The following is an 18,529-nucleotide window of genomic DNA, read 5'->3' on the forward strand; positions in this document are numbered from 1 at the left end:
CCATACCACCGACAAGGCACCGCCATGACACACCCCGCCCAAGAACAGTGGATGCCCGTCTGCGCCGCCCGCGACATCGTCCCCGACACGGGGGTCTGCGCGCTGGTCGAAGGCCGGCATGTGGCGGTCTTTCGCCTTGGCGAAGACCGCTTCTACGCCATAGACAACGTGGACCCGCGCTGCGGCGCCAGCGTGCTCGCGCGCGGCCTGGTCGGCAGCCTGGGCGAGCGCGTCGTCGTCGCCTCGCCCATCTACAAGCACCACTTCGACCTGGCCACCGGCGAATGCCTGGAAGCGCCCGAGCACTCCGTACGCGTGCATGCGGTGCGCAATGAGAATGGGCAGTTGATGGTGGCGCTGCACTGAGGTCTCGGTCAGATCAGCGAAACTGGGCATGGCGCCGAGAGCTGGTTTGAGCAAGGTCTTCACGAAAGGCGATTCACGGCCTTCGAAGTTGGAAATTTCCAGCGTTGATATGGACGTCAGACCGGACTGCTTGACGCAGATCGAAAAGCGCGCCGTTCAACATACGCAAGCCATCAGGTTGCACTTCATCCAGAAGCCAGACTTCGGTCTCGCAAAAAGCAGGCTCCAAGCGCATTCACTTCGCACCTTCGAGGAGGCGAGCTACGGCGCCAAAGGTCACGCACGCAGCAAACAGAAAAGCCCGCTGGCTGTGTCAGCGGGCTTTCCGTCACAACCCCTTAGACAAGGGGTTCTGTCAACAGGTCATAGGTCATGTTGACGCTGCCGTTTCCATTGGCAACAGCCCAAATCCCCTGGCCAGGCGGCACATACAAAGAGTACTGCGCGCCGATCGTCGGAATGGGAGTGCCGATGAAGATCAAGCGCTTCGTACCATCGCCATATGCCGATGGGGCGGCTGTGTCAGCGTACACCTGCACACCGATCGTGCCAGCATAGGAATTGACGTACAGCGTGCGGATCACCAGGCCATGGAGATTGTTGCCAGGCGCGACCACCTGCACGACGGAGGTATTGACACCCAGGTTCGCGTACAGGGCGCCGATGGGGGTGGGCTTTGCAAGAGTTGTCATGGCGATTGCCTTTCATCTAAGTTGACAGGCGCTCGATGGCACTCATATTGGGGGCTCTCGACCCTCAAGGAATTCAGCGTCCCGCAGCGCGGGCACTTGATGCTCAGTTTCTGGAAGATGCCCATTGCAAGTTTGCGATTGCAGCTGGAACACCTCACCTCTTGCATTCCATACTCCATTTGGACGGTATCCGTTGATTGTTGCGATGGCTTCATTCTGCTGGACCGATTCCGCCAGTGCACGGCCCAGGCGACAGTACTTCTTGTGGCACATCGGCTCACATGTCCCCCGCCATGCAGCGGCTGCTGCGACAAGATGCGCGCGAGACCCGCAACGTGGGCGCAACGCTGTTCCCCAAGCCTGCTGCGTGCCGAGCTGCACGGCGTGCGCTGGATACGGTGCAAGCGCACTCCAACGCAGTCACCACGGCCAGCCTGGCCGAAGGCTCTGCCGTGGGCATCGGACAGACGCCTGCCTATGATGGCGCTCTGCCGATCCTCCGATATGCCCCTGGCGCCCTCACCATCCATGAACTACCGCATTGAAGACCACGTCCCCGCCGTCCAGGACTACATCCAGATCCGGCTGGCTGCCGGCCTGAGCCGCAAGTCGCCCGAGGCGGCCGCCATCGGCCTGAAAAACGGCCTGTTCAGCGTGGTCGTCTATGCCGATGCAACGCCGGTTGGCATAGGCCGCGTGATCGGAGACGGCGGGTGCTTCTTCGAAATCGTGGACATCGCTGTCATCCCCGAGCACCAGAAAAAGGGCCTGGGCCACCTCATCATGCAGCGCCTGATGCAGTACATCCACGGCAATGCCCTGCCCACGGCCTATGTCAGCCTCATGGCCGACCACGGCACGCCGGAGTTCTATCGCCGCTATGGGTTCGAACCCTCCCTGCTGCCCAGGAAGGCGGGCATGTCCTTGCGCATTGTTTGACTGCAGAGGCCCGATCTAGACAGAGATGAACAACAAACTGAGAGCAGCGGCAGTGATCGCCACAGCGTTTTTGGCCGTGGCCTTCCTTGTGCCTGCGCCGAAAAGTGTGCCGCTCACCGAGCGCTATCCCGGTCCGTGGAGAACTGATTTCAGCCGAGACATCGCCATCGCGCTGGGCAAGAACCAAGCTATCGGCTGCGTGCAATTCCAATACCGGGAGAGCCGCCTGGACCCAGGCGAGTACCTTGTGTACTGCAATGATCGGGGCATGTGGAGGTCCTATCTGGTCTGGATCCCGTCGCAGAAGATCACCGGGCCGCACATGATTGATGCATCGATTCCGCAGTGATCGAAGAATCCGCACTGGCATGCAAGATGGCGCTGCATTGAGTTCAGCCACGTCCCATGCCGGCGGCGCGGCACCATGAAATCCGCCCGACAGGGCGCCTGCCCGTGCCCGACCTGCGGGCTCAGGCGTACAAGGACAGCAACGCCAGGCACACGATGACCACGATGGCCGCCGTGATGACCATCACCCTGAAGCCGCCGTCGCTGCTGCGCAGCAACCGCAACTCCAGCAGGGCCGCACCCACCCGGGCCATCCAGAAACAAAGCAGTTCCACCATGGGCGCAGCATAAGCGGCCCGGCAGATCAGGTGCGGGGCGTGGAAAATGCCGGCGAGCGCCTTGGCATCGCAGGCCATCGAGATGTCGTGAAGCCCGTTACCCACAGGGAGGTTTATGGAACAGATTCGGGAACAGTCAGCTGACCACAGGCCAGCCACCAAGAGGAAAAGAATCCTCATGGTCTGCACAGGGAACATCTGCCGCAGCCCCACGGCCCACGGCGTGCTTGAAAAAATGGTGGCCGACGCGGGCCTGGCGGGCCGCATCGAAGTGGACTCTGCAGGCACGCACGGCTACCACGTGGGCGAGGCACCCGACCGCCGCTCCCAGGCCCATGCCGCGCGGCGCGGCTATGACCTCTCGCAGCAACGCGCGCGGCAACTGCGGGCCGAGGACTTCACGGCATTCGACCAGGTTCTGGTGATGGATGGCGCCAACGAATCCGCCGCGCGCAGGATCTGCCCCGAGTCCGAATGGCACCGCGTACAGCGGCTGACGGACTTCTGCACCGAGCACACCGCGCGCGAAGTGCCCGACCCCTACTACGGCGGCGACCGGGGTTTTGAGGACGTGCTGGACCTGGTGGAGGACGGCTGCAGGGGGCTGCTGGCCACGCTGGGCATGGCGCCGCAAAAGCGCTGACAAGCCACTGCACTGCGACGATATGCAGGCTCTCATCCTGGTTTTCGGCATCGTGGGCACGGTTCTGTTCGGATCGGCCTTCGTGCTCTCGTTTTCCTCGCCATTGCTGGTCGAGAGCCTGGGCAAGGAGATCATCCGCATCGAGATCGAGCACAGGCTGGGCACCCAGCTGGATGCGCTTTCAGGCTCGCGCATGGCGGGCCTGGCCCAGAAGGCGCTGGGCAGGACAGATAGCGAGATCGCCGCAGTGCGGCGCGAGATCGAGGCAGGCATCCCCGACAAGCTGGCTTCGGTCATGACCGACATGCGCCGCGCCGACTGCGAATGCCGCAAGCGCAATGCCGTCTACACGCAGCAGCGCCAAGCCACCCAGTTGGCATCGCTGATCCAGATGCGTGCCCGGCTGGTGGAATTCATCGAGTCGGCCTACCACCAGACCACGGCCAGCCTGGTGCGGGAGTTCAGGGTCTTCACTGCGTCCAATGCGCTGGTGTTTCTGGCTCTGGTGGGCGTGACGGCGCGACACAGGCGGGCGGGGCTGCAGCTGGCCCTGCCCGCCATCGTGCTGGTGACCGCCTCGGCGGTGACTGCCATGCTGTATCTGTTCGCACAGGACTGGCTGCACACCATTGTGTTTGGCAGTTACATCGGCCTGGCCTACATGGCCTATCTGGCCTTTGCCATCGCACTGCTGTGCGACATCGCACTCAACCGGGCACGCCTGTGCACACGGGCCATCAACGGCCTTGCGTCGTCTTTTGGTTCGGCATTCGAGGTCTTGCCTTGTTGAGCCCACGGCCCCACTTGCCCCGGCACCACGGCCTCCATAGCCCTCCCCACCCGCCACCACAATCCGCCCCTTGCCCGCACGCTTGGCCGCGTGGGCACCGAAGGTGTGCGCATGCTGCTGCAATGGATGCGCGCAGAGGCCGGGGAATCGCCAAGCCTGGATCTGCGTCATGAGCTGGTGGTGCGACAAAGCAATTGACTGGCTGATGCCTGGCTATCCATTCGGATATTGAGATAGAGTTCGGCGGCTTGGCCATTCCCGCCCAAGCCCTTCTTCTCCACTGCACCTGTGCAATGGAGATTTTTCATTTCAATCCATCTTCAAAGAGCATGAACACCATTGCATTGGGAGGACGCCTGCGGCCGCAAGGCGCAATCCGGACTCGCCGGATCATGGCTGCCTTGCTCGCTGCGAGCGCTGTACTGTGTGTGCCGAACGGAGTATCGGCGGCAGAGAACGATGCACTATCTGCCTCTCTGGCTGCATTCGGTGATGCCGCTGCGGCAAGACGCCTGGAGGACCAGATCGCGGATCTTGTGAAAAAGCGCAATCAGGCGGGCATGACCAAGCTGGTGGGGCAGATCGCGCAGAACGATGGGGCTTTCATGGAAAAGATGGACAGCCTGACGCAGGCCAAAAATCGCGTTCCTGATCCTGAAATGGCCAGGATTGCCATGGCCCTCGGCCCTTGCCACCATGCCGGTTTTCTTCTCAGGAAAATGGCCTTCGCCCTTGCCGATGGTCAGGCAAAGCCCATCATTCGCAATGGGGTGATCATGATTGACGGCACGCACATGGACGATATGTATGCCGAGCAAATGTCGCGCTGTGAAAGGCTGGCCAAGCAGCCCATGCGGAAAATCAAGATAGGCTCCATGTGCTCCGTCAATGGCTCGGGCTGCGACGAGGATCCGGATATGGATTGAAGAGGCCGAGCGCTGAAAAGCGAAAGCAAGAAAAGAAAAGGCCGGGTCTGCCGCCCGGCCTTTGGTGACCGCCCCGGCGGTGACTTTGGGTTCGGCATTCAAGGCCTTGCCTTGTTGAGCCCACGGCCTCCTCCGCCCAGACAACTGCCGCAATCACAACGGCGGCATAGCCGCCAAGTCCCTACCCGCCCGCCACCACCACCCTCCCCTTGCCCGCGCGCTTGGCCGCATACATGGCCTCGTCGGCGCGCTGCAGCAGCTGGGTGGTGTTTTCCCGGGCGGCATTGAGGGCGATGCCGATGCTGGCGCCGACCTGGACGGTGGCACCGTTTTCCAGGCGGATGGGCTGGCAGATGGAGGCCAGGCAGCGCTGCATGGCCTGAAGGGCGTCGTTGGCCGAGGCCAGTTCGCCCAGCAGCAGCACGAATTCGTCTCCACCCATGCGGGCCACGCAGTCGGTTTCGCGGGCCTGGGTGGTGAGGCGGCGGGCGACGATGCGCAGCACTTCGTCGCCGGCATCGTGGCCTTCGGTATCGTTGATCTGCTTGAAGCCGTCCAGGTCCATGAAGCAGACGGCCAGTTGCCCCGGTCCGCAGGCCTGGGCCAGTTCGCGCTGCAGCCGGGCCTGCAGTGCGCGGCGGTTGGCCAGGCCGGTCAGCACGTCGTGCAGCGCCTGGTGCTGTGCGGCTTGCTCGTCACGCTTGAGCGCGTCTATGTCCACGAAGACCCAGATCGATTCGCCGTCGGCCAGGCCTGCGCCGCTGACATCGACCCACAGCAGGCTGCCATCGCTGGTCTTCAGCTGCATCTGGGCATGGCATTTGCCGCTGGAGCGCAGTGCACCATAGGCCAGCTCGCCGGAGCGTTCATAGGTTTCCTCATCCGGGTAGAGGATGCGCGCCGAGGTGCCCTGCAGCTCGCCGGCCGGGCGCTTGAGCATGCGCTGCAGGGCCTGGTTGGTCCACAGCAGCCGGCGCTCGCGCAGGCGGGCGATGCCGATGAGGTCGTTGTCCATGAACAGTTCCTGCTGGCGCAGCAGCTCGGCAAGCCGGATGCGCGCCACGCGCTCGCGCTGCTGCAGCAGGTAGAGGCTGACCGAACCCAGCGCGATCAGTGCCATGCTGAGGCCCGTGAGTGCCCAGGCGCGCCAGGCCGATGCACGCCATGCGGCCAGGTAGCTTTGTGTGCCCAGGCCCGTGAAGACGGTCAGGGGATAGCCGGCCAGCCGCTGGTAGGCCGTGATGCGCTCCACGTCGTCCATCACCGTGGGCGTGATGTACCAGCCGCTGTCCCGGTTGCCGGCCAGGGCATGGTGGTACTCGCTGGAGACCGCAGAGCCGCCAATGCCGGCCACCGACCACGGATCGGCCGCCGAGTAGCGGGCCACCAGCAGGTCCTTGTCCGAGCGCAGCGCAATGGCGCTGTCGGGCCCGAAGGCCTGGCGACGAAACAGCGACTGGAAATGCGTGGCCGAGACCACGGCATAGACGATGCCCTTGAAATCCCCGTCCCCGGACTGCAGCCGGCGTGCCATCACGATGGCCCATTTGTTGAAGGAATGGCTGACCAGCGGATCGGAGATCACCATGCGGTCGGAGTGGCGCGCGCGCTCGAAGTAGCTGCGGTCGGCCACGGAAAACGGGGGCTCTTCCTCGTTGGCCGTCAGCAGCACCTGGCCCTTGGCGTCGGTCACGCGCAGCGCGGTGACGAAGGGCAGCAGGGCACGCTGCTCCTGCAGGATTTCATAGAGGGCGAGGGCCGCCACATCGTCGCCGTCCAGGCCCCGGCTGCGGTAGCGGCCTGCCACGGTGGCCAGTGCGTTGTCCACCAGCCGCATCTCAGCCGTCAGCTCCAGGCTCAGGCTGCGGGCCTGGTTCTGGGTGACAGCCACGCCCAGGTCCAGGTCGGCCTGGTGGTTGGCGCGCAGGCTCAGCCAGGTGGCCAGGCCCAGCAGGCCGGCGACCAGCAGGTTGCCAAGCACCAGGCGCCGCAGCACCTTGTCAGAAAGAAGCGTCTTCATGGCGCCGGGTGTCCCTTTCCGTCTGGCTTGATGAGCGTCCGGGTGGATGGAGCCGCACATTTTTAGCACAAGGACGGGACGATCCAGACAAGGTTTTGACCGATGGCAACGGCGCTCGCGCCGCTGGCGTACCTTCACCTCCGCAAGAATGGTCGCTGCCTGGGCCAGGGCGGGGGCCGCTGCGCAAAGGCCTGTTGCGCCGGCCACCTGAGAAAGTGCAGAGCCGTCATGCAGCCTGCAGGATCTGCCGCAGGTCGGCCGCGCAGTCCTGCGCGTCCTGCTCATGGCGGAACGCCACGCGCAGCCGGCCCTCGGGATCGAAGACATAGGTGATGGCCGAGTGGTCCATGGTGTAGGACGCACCCGTGGGCACCTTCTTGTAGAAGACCTTGAATTCCCTGGCGACCTCGGCCGTCTGCGCCTCATCACCGCGCAGCGCGGCAAAGCCGGGATCGAAGGCGCCCACATAGGCCTTGAGCACCTCGGGCGTATCGCGCTCGGGGTCGATAGTGATGAAGGCCACGGCCAGGCGCTGGCCATCGGGCCCCAGCAGCTGGCGTATTTCCAGGGCGCGCGTCAGCGCCGTGGGGCAGACATCGGGGCATTGGGTGAAGCCGAAAAAGACCATCAGGGCCTGGCCCTTGAAGTCGGCCAGCGTGCGCTCGCGGCCATCGGCATCGCGCAGGCGGAAGTCCCGGCCGTACTGGGCGCCGGTCAGGTCTATGCCCTTGAACGGTACGGCGGCGGGCTTGCAGCCGGCCAGCAGCGCCAGTGCGGCCAGGCCGCCGCCAAGGCAGGCACGGCGAGACAGGGCGACGCAAGCAACGGATGGGAGGGTCGAAGAAAAATCGGCGGCGCGCTGCGGCGCCGCATGGCAATCGAAACGGAACATGGCATCCCTGCGTGGAATCTTGGCGAAGCCGCACCGCCAAGGCTGCGCCCGGCCGGTGCGGCAATGTTCTGAGACAGGCCAGCGGCCAGACAGCGCAGGACAGCGCTGCAAGCAGCCAAGGGCTCAGGCGATCAACAGCAACAAGGGAGGCCCGCGCGGCGGCAGCGGCGCGCCGACCAGGGAGGCAATGCGGGCAGAGACGATGGGCTGCAGCGCGCGGCCCATCGGCTGCAGTTGCGCCCAGGAGGGAGGGACATGCGCCGGCGGCGGCGTCACCGCCAGGCACAGCGGGCAGTCCAGCGAATGCTGGGCAGACACCGCCTGTCCTTCTTCACCGTTGACCACGACCAGCCTGACGCTGCCGCCAGCCGTGCAGACCAGCTCCATGGCCTGGGGGTGCACCAGGGGCGATGCAATGGCCAGGCCCAGCGTCAGCGCGAACCACGCCATGACCAAGCGGGCCAGCGGGACGGAGTTGCGCAGGGCTTGCATGGCTGGGGATTATGGGGGCAGGCCGTCACAGGGCCACGCCGACCTCGTCGCAGGCGGCCCAAAACCGGGCCGGGTCGCGCACCTGAAAGCGCTGTCCGCCGCGACGCGCCTGCACGATGCGGTCCAGCCGGAAGGTGCGCACGCCCTCGCGCTCGCAGTCCCAGGCCAGCAGGTACCAGAACGGCCAGGCCAGCAGCAGACATTGCGGCTCCACCACACGCTCGCTGCGGCGCTGGCGTCCGTCCAGGTAGGTCAAGGCCAGCATCCATTGCTGTGCAAATGCCTGGTAGACGCTGGCGCGCGCCTCCACGCCCTGCGCACGCTCGCGCAGCGAAGCCTGGACTTCGACGGACACCGGCGAGGCCACGCGGATGCGCTGGCGCAGTTGCGCGATATCTGCGCGATCGGCCGGCGCAAAGCAGCGCGCGAACTGGCGGCGCAGTTCGCCATGACGCCCCGCCAGCGACAGGCCCAGGGCTTCCGACAGCGCCAGGGACATCAGCAGCTCCAGTGCGTCGTCACCCCGCAGGGTCACGCGGCCGGAGGGCCAGCGATGGACCACGCGGACACCGCCGCCCCTGCCCGAGGAGCTGTCCAGCTCCCAGCCCTGCTGCCTGAGCAACGACAGGTCGCGCGCCAGCGTGCGCTGGCTGACGGCCAGTTCCTCGGACAGCGCCGCCACGCCGTGCACGGCGCCATCGGACAGGCGCTGGGAAAGGGCGTCAAGCCGGGACAGACGGGCGGGCAGCGTGCGCGGTTTCATGGCCGGCATCATGGCGCAATTGACAGCCATTGAATGGCAGCGATGCAGGGACCATGGGCGGCATGTTCAATCCACGGAGAAATGCCATGCAAGTCATCGAATGGGCAGCGTTCAGCCTGCTGCCCGGTGTGACGGAAAACACCCTGCTGCAAGCCGCCAGCGCCATGCAGCACCAGTTCCTGGATGTGCAGGGCGGATGCCTGTCACGCCATCTGGTCCAGCTGGGCCAGGGGCGCTATGCGGATGTCGTCACCTGGCAATCACAGGAGGCTGCCCGTGCCGCCCTGGCGCAGGCCGGCCGGTCGGCTGCCTGCGCGGCCTACTTCGGGCTGATGCGCGTGGAGCATCCTCCCTTGCTGGGCGCCAGCGTGTTCAGCCACGGCGGGGAACATGGGCTGCCGCAGGGCATGGAGTTCTCGTTGTTCCGGCTGCGCCCCGGCGCCGATTCCCATGCCTTGGCCACCGCCGCGCACCGCATGGCCGATGGCCTGTACCGGAATGAGCCCGGCTTCACGGCCCATGGCGTGATGCGCAGCGCCCACGACCCCGGCCTGTATGCCGACGTGGTGCTGGCCGATAGCGCCGGCCGCGCCCACCAGCTGTGCAGCAAGTGGGGCCAGGGGCCGTTCGATCCGGCCTGCCAGGACTATCTGGAACTGATCGCGCCGGGGTCGGCACAGTTGCAGTTCTGGGACAGGGTGGCCTGAGCGCTGCCATCGCCGCGCCTTGGCCGGATGCCGGATATGCGTGGTATCCGTATCCGCCAGCCTGCACCGGCCATCCCATAATCGCCTTTTCCCCAAGCAGTGACCGCCATGTCGAAACTCCATGTTGTGCAGCAGGGCCAAGGCCCGGCCCTCGTTCTGAGCCACGCGCTCGGTTGTGACCTCCAGATGTGGGACGGCGTGGCCCAGGCGCTGGAAGACCGCTTCACCGTGGTGCGCTACGACCACCGGGGCCATGGCCGCTCGCCCGCCATCGGCGAGGCCTTCGACATGAACGACCTGGCAGACGACGCCGCTGGCGTGATCGAGGCGCTGGGCCAGGGGCCGGTGCACTTCGTGGGCCTGTCCATGGGCGGCATGACGGCCCAGGCCCTGGCCGCGCGCCATCCGGCGCTGGTGCGCAGCATCACCATCGCCAATTCGGCCAGCTACTACGACGAGGCCGCGCGCGCAGGCTGGCAGGCGCGCATTGCCACGGTGCGCGCCCAGGGCGTGGCCGCGATTGCCGATGGCGCCATGCAGCGCTGGTTCACGCCCGAATTCCGCGCCGGGCAGGCCGCCCGAGTGGCAGCCTTGCGCACCGGGCTGGAGGCCACGGCGGCCGCGCCCTATGCGGCGGCCTGTGCGGCCGTGGGCGGCATCGATCTGCGCGAGAGCAACCGGCGCATCGCCTGCCCCGCGCTGGTCATTGCAGGCAGCCGCGACGAGGCCACGCCACCTTCCCTGTCCGAAGACATGCAGGCGCAGATTCCGGGCGCGCAGCTGGTGTCGCTGCCCGCCGCGCATTTGAGTGCCGTGGAAATGCCCGCGGAGTTTGCGCAGTTGGTGAGCGACTTTGTCGCGCAGATCCGCTAGATCTGCCGTCCTGCCCGGACGAAATGGTCGCTGAGCGACGCCGCTAGCAGGCCGGCATCACGGCCGGCAGATCAACTCCGCCACGTCCATCAGCAAGGCCTCATCGATCTGCTCGCGCAGGTCCACGGCCAGCCTGCGCCGGTAGAACACGCCCAGGTCCAGGCCCACGCCCAGCGCGCGGATCTGAACATCGCCCGCGCGCTCGTGCCGGGCGATGACCTGGCGCAGGTGCTGGTCCAGGTAGTGCTCGTCGTTGGCCTGGTGCGTGGCCGTGTCCATGGGGCAGCCGTCCGAGATGACGAGCAGGATGCGGCGCTGCGCGGGCCGCGCCAGCAGCCGCTCGCAGGCCCATTCCACGGCCTCGCCGTCCACGCCCTCGCGAAAGAGGTCGGGCCTGCGCAATGCGGCAATGCCGTGGCGGGCGTGGCGCCAGGGTCTGGCGGCGTCCTTGAAGACGATGTGCAGCCGCTCGTTGAGCCGGCCCGGGATGTGGGGCTGGCCCGCGCGCTGCCAGTCGCGGCGGGCGCGGCCGCCGTTCCAGGCCTGGGTGGAAAAGCCCAGCACGTCCACCGGCACGCCGGCCATGGACAGCGCGCGGCCCAGCAGGTCCACCAGCAGGGACAGCGGGCGCGCATGCGCCTTCATCGAGCCCGAGCAGTCCAGCAGGATGGCCACGGCCGCATCGCTGACGGGGCGCGGCAGCTCGTTCCTGAAGATGGCGCGCTGCTGCGGATCGCTGACCAGTTGCGCCAGCCGGCTTGCATCCAGGTGCCCATCCTCCAGGCCGAACTGCCAGCCGTCGTGGCGCGGCACGGCCAGGCGCTGCTGCAGGTGGCGGGCCAGCCGGCCCGCATGCAAGCCGCTGCGCGCCAGTTCCTCATCCATCTGCTCGCGGAACTCGGCCAGTTGCGCGGCGCGGATCAGCTCGGCCGCCTGCGCCTCGCGGTCATAGGCGCGCGTGAACACGCGGTAGCTGTGGGCCGAGCCGGCCCAGGCGCGGCTGTCGCCGCTGAGCGCCACGGGCGGCGCATCCAGGCTTTGCGATTCAAAGTGCAGCGGCAGCGCGAAGCTGCCCCGCCGGCGCGGCCCGCCAGCGCCGCGCGGCGCCTCTTCCTGGGCTGACCGCACGGCCTGGCCCACCCAGCGGCTGATGGCCAGGGCCGGCGCAATGAAGGCCTGCTGGTCCTGCCGGTGGCGGCGCAGCAGGGCCCACTGCGCGCCCAGTTGCGCGGACAGGCCGGCGCGCGTGGCCTCGGCCAGGTCGGCCAGGGCATCGGGCGGCTCATGTCCGCCCAGGCGGCTCCAGGCGGTCAGCGCCACGGTGAACAGCAGGATGCCCAGGCTGCTTTCGGTCAGGCCCGAATCGGCAAAGGCCTGGCTCCAGTGCACAAAGCGCGCATGCAGGTTGGCGCGTGCGCCGGGCCATTCCTCGGGCGCCAGGCTTTCCACGCGCAACTGCTCCAGCAGCTCGAACACCAGCCGCTCCACCGGGTCGCCGGGCAGGTGGCGCGCGTGCAGCGCGGCATCGCTCAGGCGCAGGCGCAGGCTGGCACCGTCGAGCAGGCCGCGCTGGTCGGCCAATCGGGCCGGCACATCGGCCTGGTGGGCCGCTGCCAGCACCACGGGCGCCGTGCCCCGGTACAGCGTCTGCCCGCTCCATTGCAGCGAGGCATCGCCCGCCATGGCGCGCAGCAGCGCGCCGCCCCAGGCCTCCATGCGCGCCAGCGAGGGGGATGCCTCAGCAGGCATGGGCGGGCTCGTCGCGCAGCGCCAGTTCCTGGCCGAAGCAGCGCTGGAAGTACTCGGCCACGATGGCCCGCTCGGCCGGCTCGCACTTGTTGAGGAAGGACAGCTCGAAGGCCAGCCGCAGGTCATGGAAGATCTGCGCGTTCTCGGCCCAGGTGATGACGGTGCGCGGCGACATCAGCAGCGACAGGTCGCCCACCGCAAAGCCCTTGCGCGTGAGCGCGGCCAGCGCCACCATGGCGGCCACCTGCTCGCGCCCCTGCGGCGTGGCCAACTGCGGCACGCGCGCCAGCACGATGGCGGCTTCCTCGGCCGGTGCCAGGTAGTCCAGGCTGGTGACCAGGTTCCAGCGGTCGAGCTGGGCGTGGTTGAGCATCTGCGTGCCGTGGTACAGGCCGCTGAGGTTGCCCTGGCCCAGGGTGTTCATGGTGGCGAAGAGGCGGAACTGCGCATGCGGCTGGAGCACGCGCTTTTGGTCCAGCAGGGTGAAGCTGCCCTCGCGTTCGAGCACGCGCTGGATGACGAACATCACGTCGGGCCGGCCCGCGTCGTATTCATCGAAGACCAGGGCCACGGGCCGCTGCAGCGCCCAGGGCAGGATGCCTTCCTGGAACTGCGTGACCTGGCGCCCCTCCTGCAGCACGATGGCGTCCTTGCCCACCAGGTCCAGCCGGCTGATGTGGCCGTCGAGGTTGACGCGCACGCAGGGCCAGTTCAGCCGCGCCGCCACCTGCTCGATATGGGTGGACTTGCCCGTGCCGTGCAGCCCCTGGATGACCACGCGCCGGTTGTGCGCAAAGCCCGCCAGGATGGCCAGCGTGGCCTGCGGGTTGAAGCGGTAGGCCGGGTCCACGGCCGGCACATGCTCGCTGCGTTCGGCAAAGGCCGGCACCTGCATGTCGGTGTCCAGGCCGAAGGTCTCGCGCACGCCAAGCGTGCGCGTGGGATGCATCAGGGTCAGCTCAGTCATCGTCAGGGGCTCCCGGGGGGACTTCGTCGTTGATGCGCGCAATCGCCTCGGCCGCCGCGCGCAGTTGGGGAAGAAAGGACAGCGCCCGTTCGCGCGTGAAACGCAAGATGGGCGCCTGCACGGCCAGCCCCATGTTCGAGGGACCGCCCTGGATGGAGGGCACGAGCACGCCCAGGCACAGCAGGCCGGGAAGGAATTCCTCGTTGTCGAAGGCATGGCCCTGGGCGCGCACCTGGTCCAGCTCGGCGTCCAGCGCGTCAAAGGTCGTCAACGTATTGGCCGTGAAGCCTTCCAGCGGCACGGCCGACAGCAGCCGCCTGCGCTGCGCGGGCGCCATCTGGCTCAGGAACAGCTTGCCCGTGGCCGAGCAATGGGCCGGCACGCGCGAGCCCGGGTGCAGATAAAAGCGCAGCGGCGCGGGCGTTTCCACCCGGTCCAGGTAGAGCACCTCGCTGCCCGAGAAGGCGGTGATGTTGCAGCTCTCGCCGATGTCGCGCACCAGTTGCGCCAGCACCGCGTGGCGCGCGCCATGCGTGGTGTTGTTGAGCAGCACGCTTTCGGCCAGCCGCATCAGGCGCCGGCCCGTGCCGTAGTGCCGTCCGTTGCCCTCGCGCTGCAGGATGCCCGCGCCTTCGAGCTGCTGGAGCATGCGGTGCATGGTGGGCTTGGGCAGGCCTGTCTCCTCGACCATGGTCTGCAGCGTGAAGGGCTCGTTCTTCTGCGCAATGGCCTCCAGCAGCGCGAACAGCCGCAGGTTGGGGGTATCGCCATCGATACGGGCAGGGACAGGGTCTCGGGTGTTCATGGTGTTGGCCATCATATGTTTTTCAATTTTTCGAGTCAATTTGTTCCGAAAAAAGAAATTTGTTTGACATCCAGGCGAAATCACACCTAGACTTGCGCCGTAATTTCTTTTTTCGGAACTTAAAGTTCCATTTTCAAGGAGACAACATGACTGCAGCCAACAATCGTACGGTGGTCGAAGGCGTCCAGAAGATGACCCCTTCCGAAGCCTTTGTGGAGACCTGCGTGGCCAACGGCGTCACGGAGATGTTCGGCATCATGGGCTCGGCCTTCATGGATGCCATGGACATCTTCGCGCCCGCCGGCATTCGCCTGATCCCCGTGGTGCACGAGCAGGGCGCGGCCCACATGGCCGACGGCTATGCGCGCGTCTCGGGCCGCCACGGCGTGGTGATCGGCCAGAACGGCCCCGGCATCAGCAACTGCGTGACCGCCATTGCTGCCGCCTACTGGGCCCACAGCCCCGTGGTCATGATCACGCCCGAGACCGGCACCATGGGCATGGGCCTGGGGGGCTTCCAGGAAGCCAACCAGCTGCCCATGTTCCAGGAGTTCACCAAGTACCAGGGCCATGTCTGCAACCCCAAGCGCATGGCCGAGTTCACGGCCCGCTGCTTTGACCGCGCCATCTCCGAGATGGGTCCCACCCAGCTGAACATCCCGCGCGACTATTTCTACGGCGAAGTGCAGTGCGAAATCCCCAAGCCCATGCGCGTGGAACGCGGCTCGGGCGGCGAAAACAGCCTGCAGGCCGCCACGGAACTGCTGGCCACGGCCAAGTTCCCCGTGATCCTGGCCGGCGGCGGCGTGGTCATGGGCGATGCGGTCGAGGAGTGCAGGCAGCTGGCCGAGCGCCTGGGCGCCCCCGTGGTCACGGGCTATCTGCGCAATGACGCCTTCCCCGCCAAGCACCCGCTGTGGGCCGGCCCGCTGGGCTACCAGGGCTCCAAGGCCGCGATGAAGCTCATCGCCCAGGCCGACGTGGTGATCGCGCTGGGCTCGCGCATGGGCCCCTTCGGCACCCTGCCCCAGCACGGCATGGACTACTGGCCCAAGAACGCCAAGATCATCCAGGTCGAGGCCGACCACACCAACCTGGGCCTGGTCAAGAAGATCTCGGTGGGCATCCACGGCGACGCCAAGGCCGTGGCACGCGAGCTGGGCCGCCGCCTGCAGGGCCAGACCCTGGCCTGCGACGCCACCAAGGCCGCGCGCGCCGACACCATCGCCACCGAGAAGGCGGCCTGGGAAAAGGAGCTGGACGAGTGGACGCATGAGCGCGACCCCTACAGCCTGGACATGATCGAAGAGGCCAAGGGCGAGCGCACGCCCACGGGCGGCAAGTACCTGCACCCGCGCCAGGTGCTGCGCGAGCTGGAAAAGGCCATGCCGCCGCGCGTGATGGTCTCCACCGACATCGGCAACATCAACTCCGTGGCCAACAGCTACCTGCGCTTCGACGAGCCGCGCAGCTTCTTCGCGCCCATGAGCTTCGGCAACTGCGGCTATGCCCTGCCCACCATCATCGGTGCCAAGTGCGCGGCGCCCGACCGCCCGGCCATCGCCTACGCCGGCGACGGCGCCTGGGGCATGAGCATGGTGGAGATCATGACCGCCGTGCGCCATGACATTCCCGTCACGGCCGTGGTCTTCCACAACCGCCAGTGGGGCGCCGAGAAGAAGAACCAGGTGGACTTCTACAACCGCCGCTTCGTGGCCGGCGAGCTGGAAAGCGAGAGCTTCGCAGCCATTGCCAGCGCCATGGGCGCCGAGAGCATCGTGGTCGACCAGATCGAGGACGTGGGCCCGGCGCTGAAGAAGGCCATCGACCTGCAGATGAACCACGGCAAGACCTGCGTGATCGAGGTGATGTGCACGCGCGAACTGGGTGACCCGTTCCGCCGCGATGCGCTCTCCAAGCCCGTGCGCTTCCTCGAAAAGTACAAGGACTTTGTCTAACCCCCTGAGGCGCTGACGCGCCTTCCCCCTCTCTACCCGCTGCGCTGGGGAGGGGGACGACACCCTCGGTGCGGGGCGGCCCTTCCTCGGTGTCCCTGGGATGGGCCGCGCCGGTTTCATGCGCCTGGGTGAAGCGCAAGGCCCTCGAAAGCCGATTCCCAGATTCCCTGCGTTGCTCGCGCCGGGCCCTGTACTTTCCCGCAGGAGCTTTCATGGTCCCCCCACTTTCACTTGCCGTGGCCGCCGACGATGCGCCCGCCACGCCCCGTCCCCATCTCCAGCACTTGCTCGACCAGGCCAAGGCGCAAGGCCCCATTCCTGTGGCCGTGGCCTATCCCTGCGATGCAGGCTCGCTGCAGGCCGCCATGCAGGCCGCGCAGGCGGGCCTGATCACGCCGCTGCTGGTCGGCCCCGAGGCACGCATCCGGGCGGCGGCCCAGGCAGCCGGGCTGGACCTGGCGGGCGCGTCCATCCATTCCACCGCCGACGATCCACGCGCGGCGGCTGCCCAGGCGGCGGCGCTGTGCGGCAGCGGCCAGGCCCGCGCGCTGATGAAGGGCAGCCTGCACAGCGACGAGTTGCTGGGCGCTGCCGTGGCGCGCGAGGCCGGCCTGCGCGGCAGCCGCCGCGCCAGCCATGTGTTCGTGATGGACCTGCCGGGCTTCGAGCGCCCGCTGCTGATGACCGATTGCGTGGTCAACATCTTCCCCACGCTGATGGACAAGCGCGATATTGCGCAGAACGCCATCGACCTGGCCCGTGCCATCGGCATTGCCCGGCCGCGCGTGGCCGTGCTCTCGGCGGTGGAGACGGTCAACCCCGCCATTCCCGGCACCATCGACGCGGCCGCGCTGTGCAAGATGGCCGACCGGGGGCAGATCAGCGGCGCCATCCTCGACGGGCCGCTGGCCTATGACAACGCCATCTCGCTGCGCTCGGCGCATCACAAGGGCATCGTCTCCGATGTAGCCGGCCAGCCCGACGTGCTGCTGGTGCCCAGCCTGGAGGCCGGCAACATGATCTACAAGCAGCTGGTCTACATGGCCGACGCCGAATGCGCGGGCCTGGTGCTGGGCATGCGCGTGCCCATCGTGCTGACCAGCCGTTCGGACTCGGTGGCCAGCCGCATTGCGTCCTGCGCGCTGGCCGTGCTGGCCAGCGCGGCGGGCGGCAAGGAGCAGTCATGAGCCAGGTCCAAGCACAGGTGGCTGCGCAGGCGCCCGTGCCGCGCATGCTGCAGTGGCTCAGGCTCCTGCCCGGCACGGGCCTGTCGGGCGTGATCGCGCTGGCGGCGACCTTCGTCTCCACGCTGCATGGCGGGCCGCAGCTGCTGTTCGCGCTGTTCTTCGGCGTGGCCTTCCACTTCCTGAGCCAGGACGCGCGCGCCAAGCCGGGCATCGAGTTCTGCGCGCGCGGCGTGCTGCGCCTGGGCGTGGGCCTGCTGGGCGCGCGCATCACGGCCACGCAGATCGCGGGCCTGGGCTGGACCACGGCGCTGATCGTCATCGCGGCCGTGGTCACCACGCTGCTGTGCGGCACGCTGCTGGGCCGGCGCCTGGGCCTGACGCGGCCGCAGGGCGTGCTGTCGGGCGGCGCGGTGGCCATCTGCGGCGCCTCGGCGGCGCTGGCCATCTCGTCGGTGCTGCCGCGCGACAAGGACAGCGACCGCTTCACGCTCACCGTGGTGGTCACGGTCACCGTGCTGTCCACGGCCGCCATGGTGCTGTATCCGCTGGTGGCGCGCGCCTTGCATCTGCCGCCCGAGCTGGCGGGCCTGTTCATCGGCGGCACCATCCACGATGTGGCCCAGGTGGTGGGCGCGGGCTACACCATCGACCAGGCCACGGGCGACTACGCCACCATCGTCAAGCTGTTCCGCGTGTCCATGCTGGCCGTGGTGGTGGTCATGGTCTCGGCCCTGTTCAAGCGCCAGCGCGAGGCAGCGGCCGAGCAGCACCACGGCAAGAAGCCGGGCCTGGTGCCCTGGTTCCTGTGGGTGTTCGTGGCGCTGGTGGCCATCAACTCGCTGGGCTGGGTGCCGCCGGGCCTGCAGCACCAGTTGAGCGACCTGTCGCGCAACTGCCTGGTGCTGGCCATTGCGGCCCTGGGCCTGAAGACCTCGTTCCAGCAACTGGCCCAGGCCGGCTGGCGGCCTTTTGCACTGCTGGTGGTGGAGACGCTGTGGATGGCAGCCTTCGTGCTGATCGCCATCGAGATCGAGATGCGCTGACGCCTGCACAGGCATTGCCGCAAGAGGCCCGCCCTGCGCGGGCCTTTGTCATGGCGCCACACATCGCTTGATGGGCATGCACCAAGATGAT

At 67.2% G+C, this 18,529-nt stretch carries 21 protein-coding genes; 11 read left to right on the forward strand and 10 right to left on the reverse strand.

What is annotated here, in order from left to right; genetic code table 11:
• The first annotated feature begins 24 nt into the window (after positions 1 to 24).
• Entirely contained in the window at positions 25 to 366 is a 342-nt protein-coding gene (nirD, locus tag ACF8NF_RS21525; protein ID WP_392451246.1) for a nitrite reductase small subunit NirD, read from the forward strand.
• Positions 367 to 704: 338 nt separating this feature from the next.
• Here the strand turns inward: nirD and ACF8NF_RS21530 are convergent, their stop codons facing one another.
• The gene (locus ACF8NF_RS21530) at positions 705 to 1,058 is read right to left on the reverse strand and encodes a hypothetical protein (protein ID WP_392451247.1); all 354 of its coding nucleotides are present in this window, start codon (positions 1,056 to 1,058) and stop codon (positions 705 to 707) included.
• Positions 1,055 to 1,588, reverse strand: a complete 534-nt coding sequence (locus ACF8NF_RS21535) for a Com family DNA-binding transcriptional regulator (protein ID WP_392451248.1) — start codon at positions 1,586 to 1,588, stop codon at positions 1,055 to 1,057. Before ACF8NF_RS21535 ends, ACF8NF_RS21530 begins: the two co-directional genes overlap by 4 nt.
• On the opposite strand from ACF8NF_RS21535, the gene ACF8NF_RS21540 reads away from it, so the two are divergent.
• Together ACF8NF_RS21540 and ACF8NF_RS21545 are read left to right on the forward strand one after the other, a co-directional pair.
• Positions 1,587 to 1,997, forward strand: coding sequence for a GNAT family N-acetyltransferase (locus tag ACF8NF_RS21540; protein WP_013803816.1), 411 nt, complete (start codon positions 1,587 to 1,589; stop codon positions 1,995 to 1,997). The genes ACF8NF_RS21535 and ACF8NF_RS21540 overlap by 2 nt on opposite strands.
• Positions 1,998 to 2,022: 25 nt before the next feature.
• Positions 2,023 to 2,346 carry a hypothetical protein gene (locus ACF8NF_RS21545; RefSeq protein ID WP_392451249.1) on the forward strand — a complete coding sequence of 108 codons (324 nt, stop codon included), beginning with the start codon at positions 2,023 to 2,025 and terminating at the stop codon, positions 2,344 to 2,346.
• A 121-nt stretch (positions 2,347 to 2,467) separates the two neighbouring features.
• On the opposite strand, the gene ACF8NF_RS21550 is transcribed toward ACF8NF_RS21545, so the two are convergent.
• Positions 2,468 to 2,701 carry a hypothetical protein gene (locus ACF8NF_RS21550; RefSeq protein ID WP_392451250.1) on the reverse strand — a complete coding sequence of 78 codons (234 nt, stop codon included), beginning with the start codon at positions 2,699 to 2,701 and terminating at the stop codon, positions 2,468 to 2,470.
• A gap of 100 nt (positions 2,702 to 2,801) precedes the next feature.
• On the opposite strand from ACF8NF_RS21550, the gene ACF8NF_RS21555 reads away from it, so the two are divergent.
• The 3 genes from ACF8NF_RS21555 to ACF8NF_RS21565 all read left to right on the forward strand — a co-directional run bounded on the left by ACF8NF_RS21555 (position 2,802) and on the right by ACF8NF_RS21565 (position 4,982).
• Entirely contained in the window at positions 2,802 to 3,266 is a 465-nt protein-coding gene (locus ACF8NF_RS21555) for a low molecular weight protein-tyrosine-phosphatase (protein WP_126312793.1), read from the forward strand.
• A gap of 22 nt (positions 3,267 to 3,288) precedes the next feature.
• A complete protein-coding gene (locus ACF8NF_RS21560) occupies positions 3,289 to 4,056 on the forward strand; it encodes a hypothetical protein (protein WP_392451251.1) in 768 nt (255 codons plus the stop codon).
• Between the two features lie 329 nt (positions 4,057 to 4,385).
• Complete coding sequence (locus ACF8NF_RS21565) at positions 4,386 to 4,982, forward strand: hypothetical protein (RefSeq protein WP_392451252.1); 597 nt, start codon at positions 4,386 to 4,388, stop codon at positions 4,980 to 4,982.
• 181 nt (positions 4,983 to 5,163) lie between these two features.
• On the opposite strand, the gene ACF8NF_RS21570 is transcribed toward ACF8NF_RS21565, so the two are convergent.
• The 4 genes from ACF8NF_RS21570 to ACF8NF_RS21585 form a co-directional block, all read right to left on the reverse strand.
• On the reverse strand, positions 5,164 to 7,002 hold the full coding sequence (locus tag ACF8NF_RS21570) for a diguanylate cyclase domain-containing protein (RefSeq protein WP_313284357.1): 1,839 nt from the start codon (positions 7,000 to 7,002) through the stop codon (positions 5,164 to 5,166).
• 226 nt (positions 7,003 to 7,228) lie between these two features.
• On the reverse strand, positions 7,229 to 7,894 hold the full coding sequence (locus tag ACF8NF_RS21575) for an SCO family protein (RefSeq protein WP_392451253.1): 666 nt from the start codon (positions 7,892 to 7,894) through the stop codon (positions 7,229 to 7,231).
• A 123-nt stretch (positions 7,895 to 8,017) separates the two neighbouring features.
• Complete coding sequence (locus ACF8NF_RS21580; RefSeq protein WP_016450071.1) at positions 8,018 to 8,386, reverse strand: DUF2946 family protein; 369 nt, start codon at positions 8,384 to 8,386, stop codon at positions 8,018 to 8,020.
• 25 nt (positions 8,387 to 8,411) lie between these two features.
• A complete protein-coding gene (locus ACF8NF_RS21585) occupies positions 8,412 to 9,149 on the reverse strand; it encodes a helix-turn-helix transcriptional regulator (protein ID WP_392451254.1) in 738 nt (245 codons plus the stop codon).
• Between the two features lie 86 nt (positions 9,150 to 9,235).
• Here ACF8NF_RS21585 and ACF8NF_RS21590 point away from each other — a divergent pair, with 86 nt between their 5' ends.
• Positions 9,236 to 9,856, forward strand: coding sequence for a hypothetical protein (locus ACF8NF_RS21590; protein ID WP_034367819.1), 621 nt, complete (start codon positions 9,236 to 9,238; stop codon positions 9,854 to 9,856).
• A gap of 108 nt (positions 9,857 to 9,964) precedes the next feature.
• Positions 9,965 to 10,729: a 3-oxoadipate enol-lactonase gene (gene pcaD / locus ACF8NF_RS21595; protein WP_392451255.1), complete on the forward strand. Its 765-nt coding sequence runs from the start codon at positions 9,965 to 9,967 to the stop codon at positions 10,727 to 10,729.
• Positions 10,730 to 10,786: 57 nt separating this feature from the next.
• On the opposite strand, the gene ACF8NF_RS21600 is transcribed toward pcaD, so the two are convergent.
• From ACF8NF_RS21600 to ACF8NF_RS21610, 3 genes are read right to left on the reverse strand one after another with little or no spacing between them, the layout of a single operon-like run.
• Complete coding sequence (locus ACF8NF_RS21600) at positions 10,787 to 12,478, reverse strand: cobalt chelatase (RefSeq protein ID WP_392451256.1); 1,692 nt, start codon at positions 12,476 to 12,478, stop codon at positions 10,787 to 10,789.
• Positions 12,468 to 13,445 (reverse strand): AAA family ATPase, encoded by a 978-nt coding sequence (locus ACF8NF_RS21605; RefSeq protein WP_013803829.1) that lies wholly within the window; start codon positions 13,443 to 13,445, stop codon positions 12,468 to 12,470. Before ACF8NF_RS21605 ends, ACF8NF_RS21600 begins: the two co-directional genes overlap by 11 nt.
• Entirely contained in the window at positions 13,438 to 14,265 is an 828-nt protein-coding gene (locus tag ACF8NF_RS21610; RefSeq protein WP_392451257.1) for an IclR family transcriptional regulator, read from the reverse strand. Before ACF8NF_RS21610 ends, ACF8NF_RS21605 begins: the two co-directional genes overlap by 8 nt.
• 131 nt (positions 14,266 to 14,396) lie before the next feature.
• Here ACF8NF_RS21610 and xsc point away from each other — a divergent pair, with 131 nt between their 5' ends.
• The 3 genes from xsc to ACF8NF_RS21625 all read left to right on the forward strand — a co-directional run bounded on the left by xsc (position 14,397) and on the right by ACF8NF_RS21625 (position 18,438).
• On the forward strand, positions 14,397 to 16,208 hold the full coding sequence (xsc, locus tag ACF8NF_RS21615) for a sulfoacetaldehyde acetyltransferase (RefSeq protein ID WP_209672567.1): 1,812 nt from the start codon (positions 14,397 to 14,399) through the stop codon (positions 16,206 to 16,208).
• Positions 16,209 to 16,420: 212 nt separating this feature from the next.
• Positions 16,421 to 17,395 (forward strand): bifunctional enoyl-CoA hydratase/phosphate acetyltransferase, encoded by a 975-nt coding sequence (locus ACF8NF_RS21620; RefSeq protein WP_016450078.1) that lies wholly within the window; start codon positions 16,421 to 16,423, stop codon positions 17,393 to 17,395.
• Positions 17,392 to 18,438, forward strand: a complete 1,047-nt coding sequence (locus tag ACF8NF_RS21625; RefSeq protein WP_016450079.1) for a YeiH family protein — start codon at positions 17,392 to 17,394, stop codon at positions 18,436 to 18,438. Before ACF8NF_RS21620 ends, ACF8NF_RS21625 begins: the two co-directional genes overlap by 4 nt.
• The last annotated feature ends 91 nt before the right edge of the window (positions 18,439 to 18,529 follow it).

The sequence above is a fragment of the Delftia sp. WSY_22 genome, from assembly GCF_043104185.1.
Taxonomy (GTDB): domain Bacteria; phylum Pseudomonadota; class Gammaproteobacteria; order Burkholderiales; family Burkholderiaceae_C; genus Comamonas; species Comamonas tsuruhatensis.

What these genes read in the sequence shown, in the direction of transcription:
- ACF8NF_RS21560 (WP_392451251.1), top strand. Translation starts at nt 3,289, where the DNA reads ATGCAGGCTCTCATCCTGGTTTTCGGCATCGTGGGCACGGTTCTGTTC.
- ACF8NF_RS21620 (WP_016450078.1), top strand. Translation starts at nt 16,421, where the DNA reads ATGGTCCCCCCACTTTCACTTGCCGTGGCCGCCGACGATGCGCCCGCC.
- ACF8NF_RS21590 (WP_034367819.1), top strand. Translation starts at nt 9,236, where the DNA reads ATGCAAGTCATCGAATGGGCAGCGTTCAGCCTGCTGCCCGGTGTGACG.
- ACF8NF_RS21625 (WP_016450079.1), top strand. Translation starts at nt 17,392, where the DNA reads ATGAGCCAGGTCCAAGCACAGGTGGCTGCGCAGGCGCCCGTGCCGCGC.
- ACF8NF_RS21530 (WP_392451247.1), bottom strand. Translation starts at nt 1,058, where the DNA reads ATGACAACTCTTGCAAAGCCCACCCCCATCGGCGCCCTGTACGCGAAC.
- ACF8NF_RS21535 (WP_392451248.1), bottom strand. Translation starts at nt 1,588, where the DNA reads ATGGATGGTGAGGGCGCCAGGGGCATATCGGAGGATCGGCAGAGCGCC.
- ACF8NF_RS21600 (WP_392451256.1), bottom strand. Translation starts at nt 12,478, where the DNA reads ATGCCTGCTGAGGCATCCCCCTCGCTGGCGCGCATGGAGGCCTGGGGC.
- ACF8NF_RS21580 (WP_016450071.1), bottom strand. Translation starts at nt 8,386, where the DNA reads ATGCAAGCCCTGCGCAACTCCGTCCCGCTGGCCCGCTTGGTCATGGCG.
- nirD (WP_392451246.1), top strand. Translation starts at nt 25, where the DNA reads ATGACACACCCCGCCCAAGAACAGTGGATGCCCGTCTGCGCCGCCCGC.
- ACF8NF_RS21585 (WP_392451254.1), bottom strand. Translation starts at nt 9,149, where the DNA reads ATGAAACCGCGCACGCTGCCCGCCCGTCTGTCCCGGCTTGACGCCCTT.
- ACF8NF_RS21610 (WP_392451257.1), bottom strand. Translation starts at nt 14,265, where the DNA reads ATGATGGCCAACACCATGAACACCCGAGACCCTGTCCCTGCCCGTATC.
- ACF8NF_RS21540 (WP_013803816.1), top strand. Translation starts at nt 1,587, where the DNA reads ATGAACTACCGCATTGAAGACCACGTCCCCGCCGTCCAGGACTACATC.
- ACF8NF_RS21575 (WP_392451253.1), bottom strand. Translation starts at nt 7,894, where the DNA reads ATGTTCCGTTTCGATTGCCATGCGGCGCCGCAGCGCGCCGCCGATTTT.
- ACF8NF_RS21555 (WP_126312793.1), top strand. Translation starts at nt 2,802, where the DNA reads ATGGTCTGCACAGGGAACATCTGCCGCAGCCCCACGGCCCACGGCGTG.
- ACF8NF_RS21565 (WP_392451252.1), top strand. Translation starts at nt 4,386, where the DNA reads ATGAACACCATTGCATTGGGAGGACGCCTGCGGCCGCAAGGCGCAATC.
- ACF8NF_RS21605 (WP_013803829.1), bottom strand. Translation starts at nt 13,445, where the DNA reads ATGACTGAGCTGACCCTGATGCATCCCACGCGCACGCTTGGCGTGCGC.
- xsc (WP_209672567.1), top strand. Translation starts at nt 14,397, where the DNA reads ATGACTGCAGCCAACAATCGTACGGTGGTCGAAGGCGTCCAGAAGATG.
- pcaD (WP_392451255.1), top strand. Translation starts at nt 9,965, where the DNA reads ATGTCGAAACTCCATGTTGTGCAGCAGGGCCAAGGCCCGGCCCTCGTT.
- ACF8NF_RS21570 (WP_313284357.1), bottom strand. Translation starts at nt 7,002, where the DNA reads ATGAAGACGCTTCTTTCTGACAAGGTGCTGCGGCGCCTGGTGCTTGGC.
- ACF8NF_RS21550 (WP_392451250.1), bottom strand. Translation starts at nt 2,701, where the DNA reads ATGGCCTGCGATGCCAAGGCGCTCGCCGGCATTTTCCACGCCCCGCAC.
- ACF8NF_RS21545 (WP_392451249.1), top strand. Translation starts at nt 2,023, where the DNA reads ATGAACAACAAACTGAGAGCAGCGGCAGTGATCGCCACAGCGTTTTTG.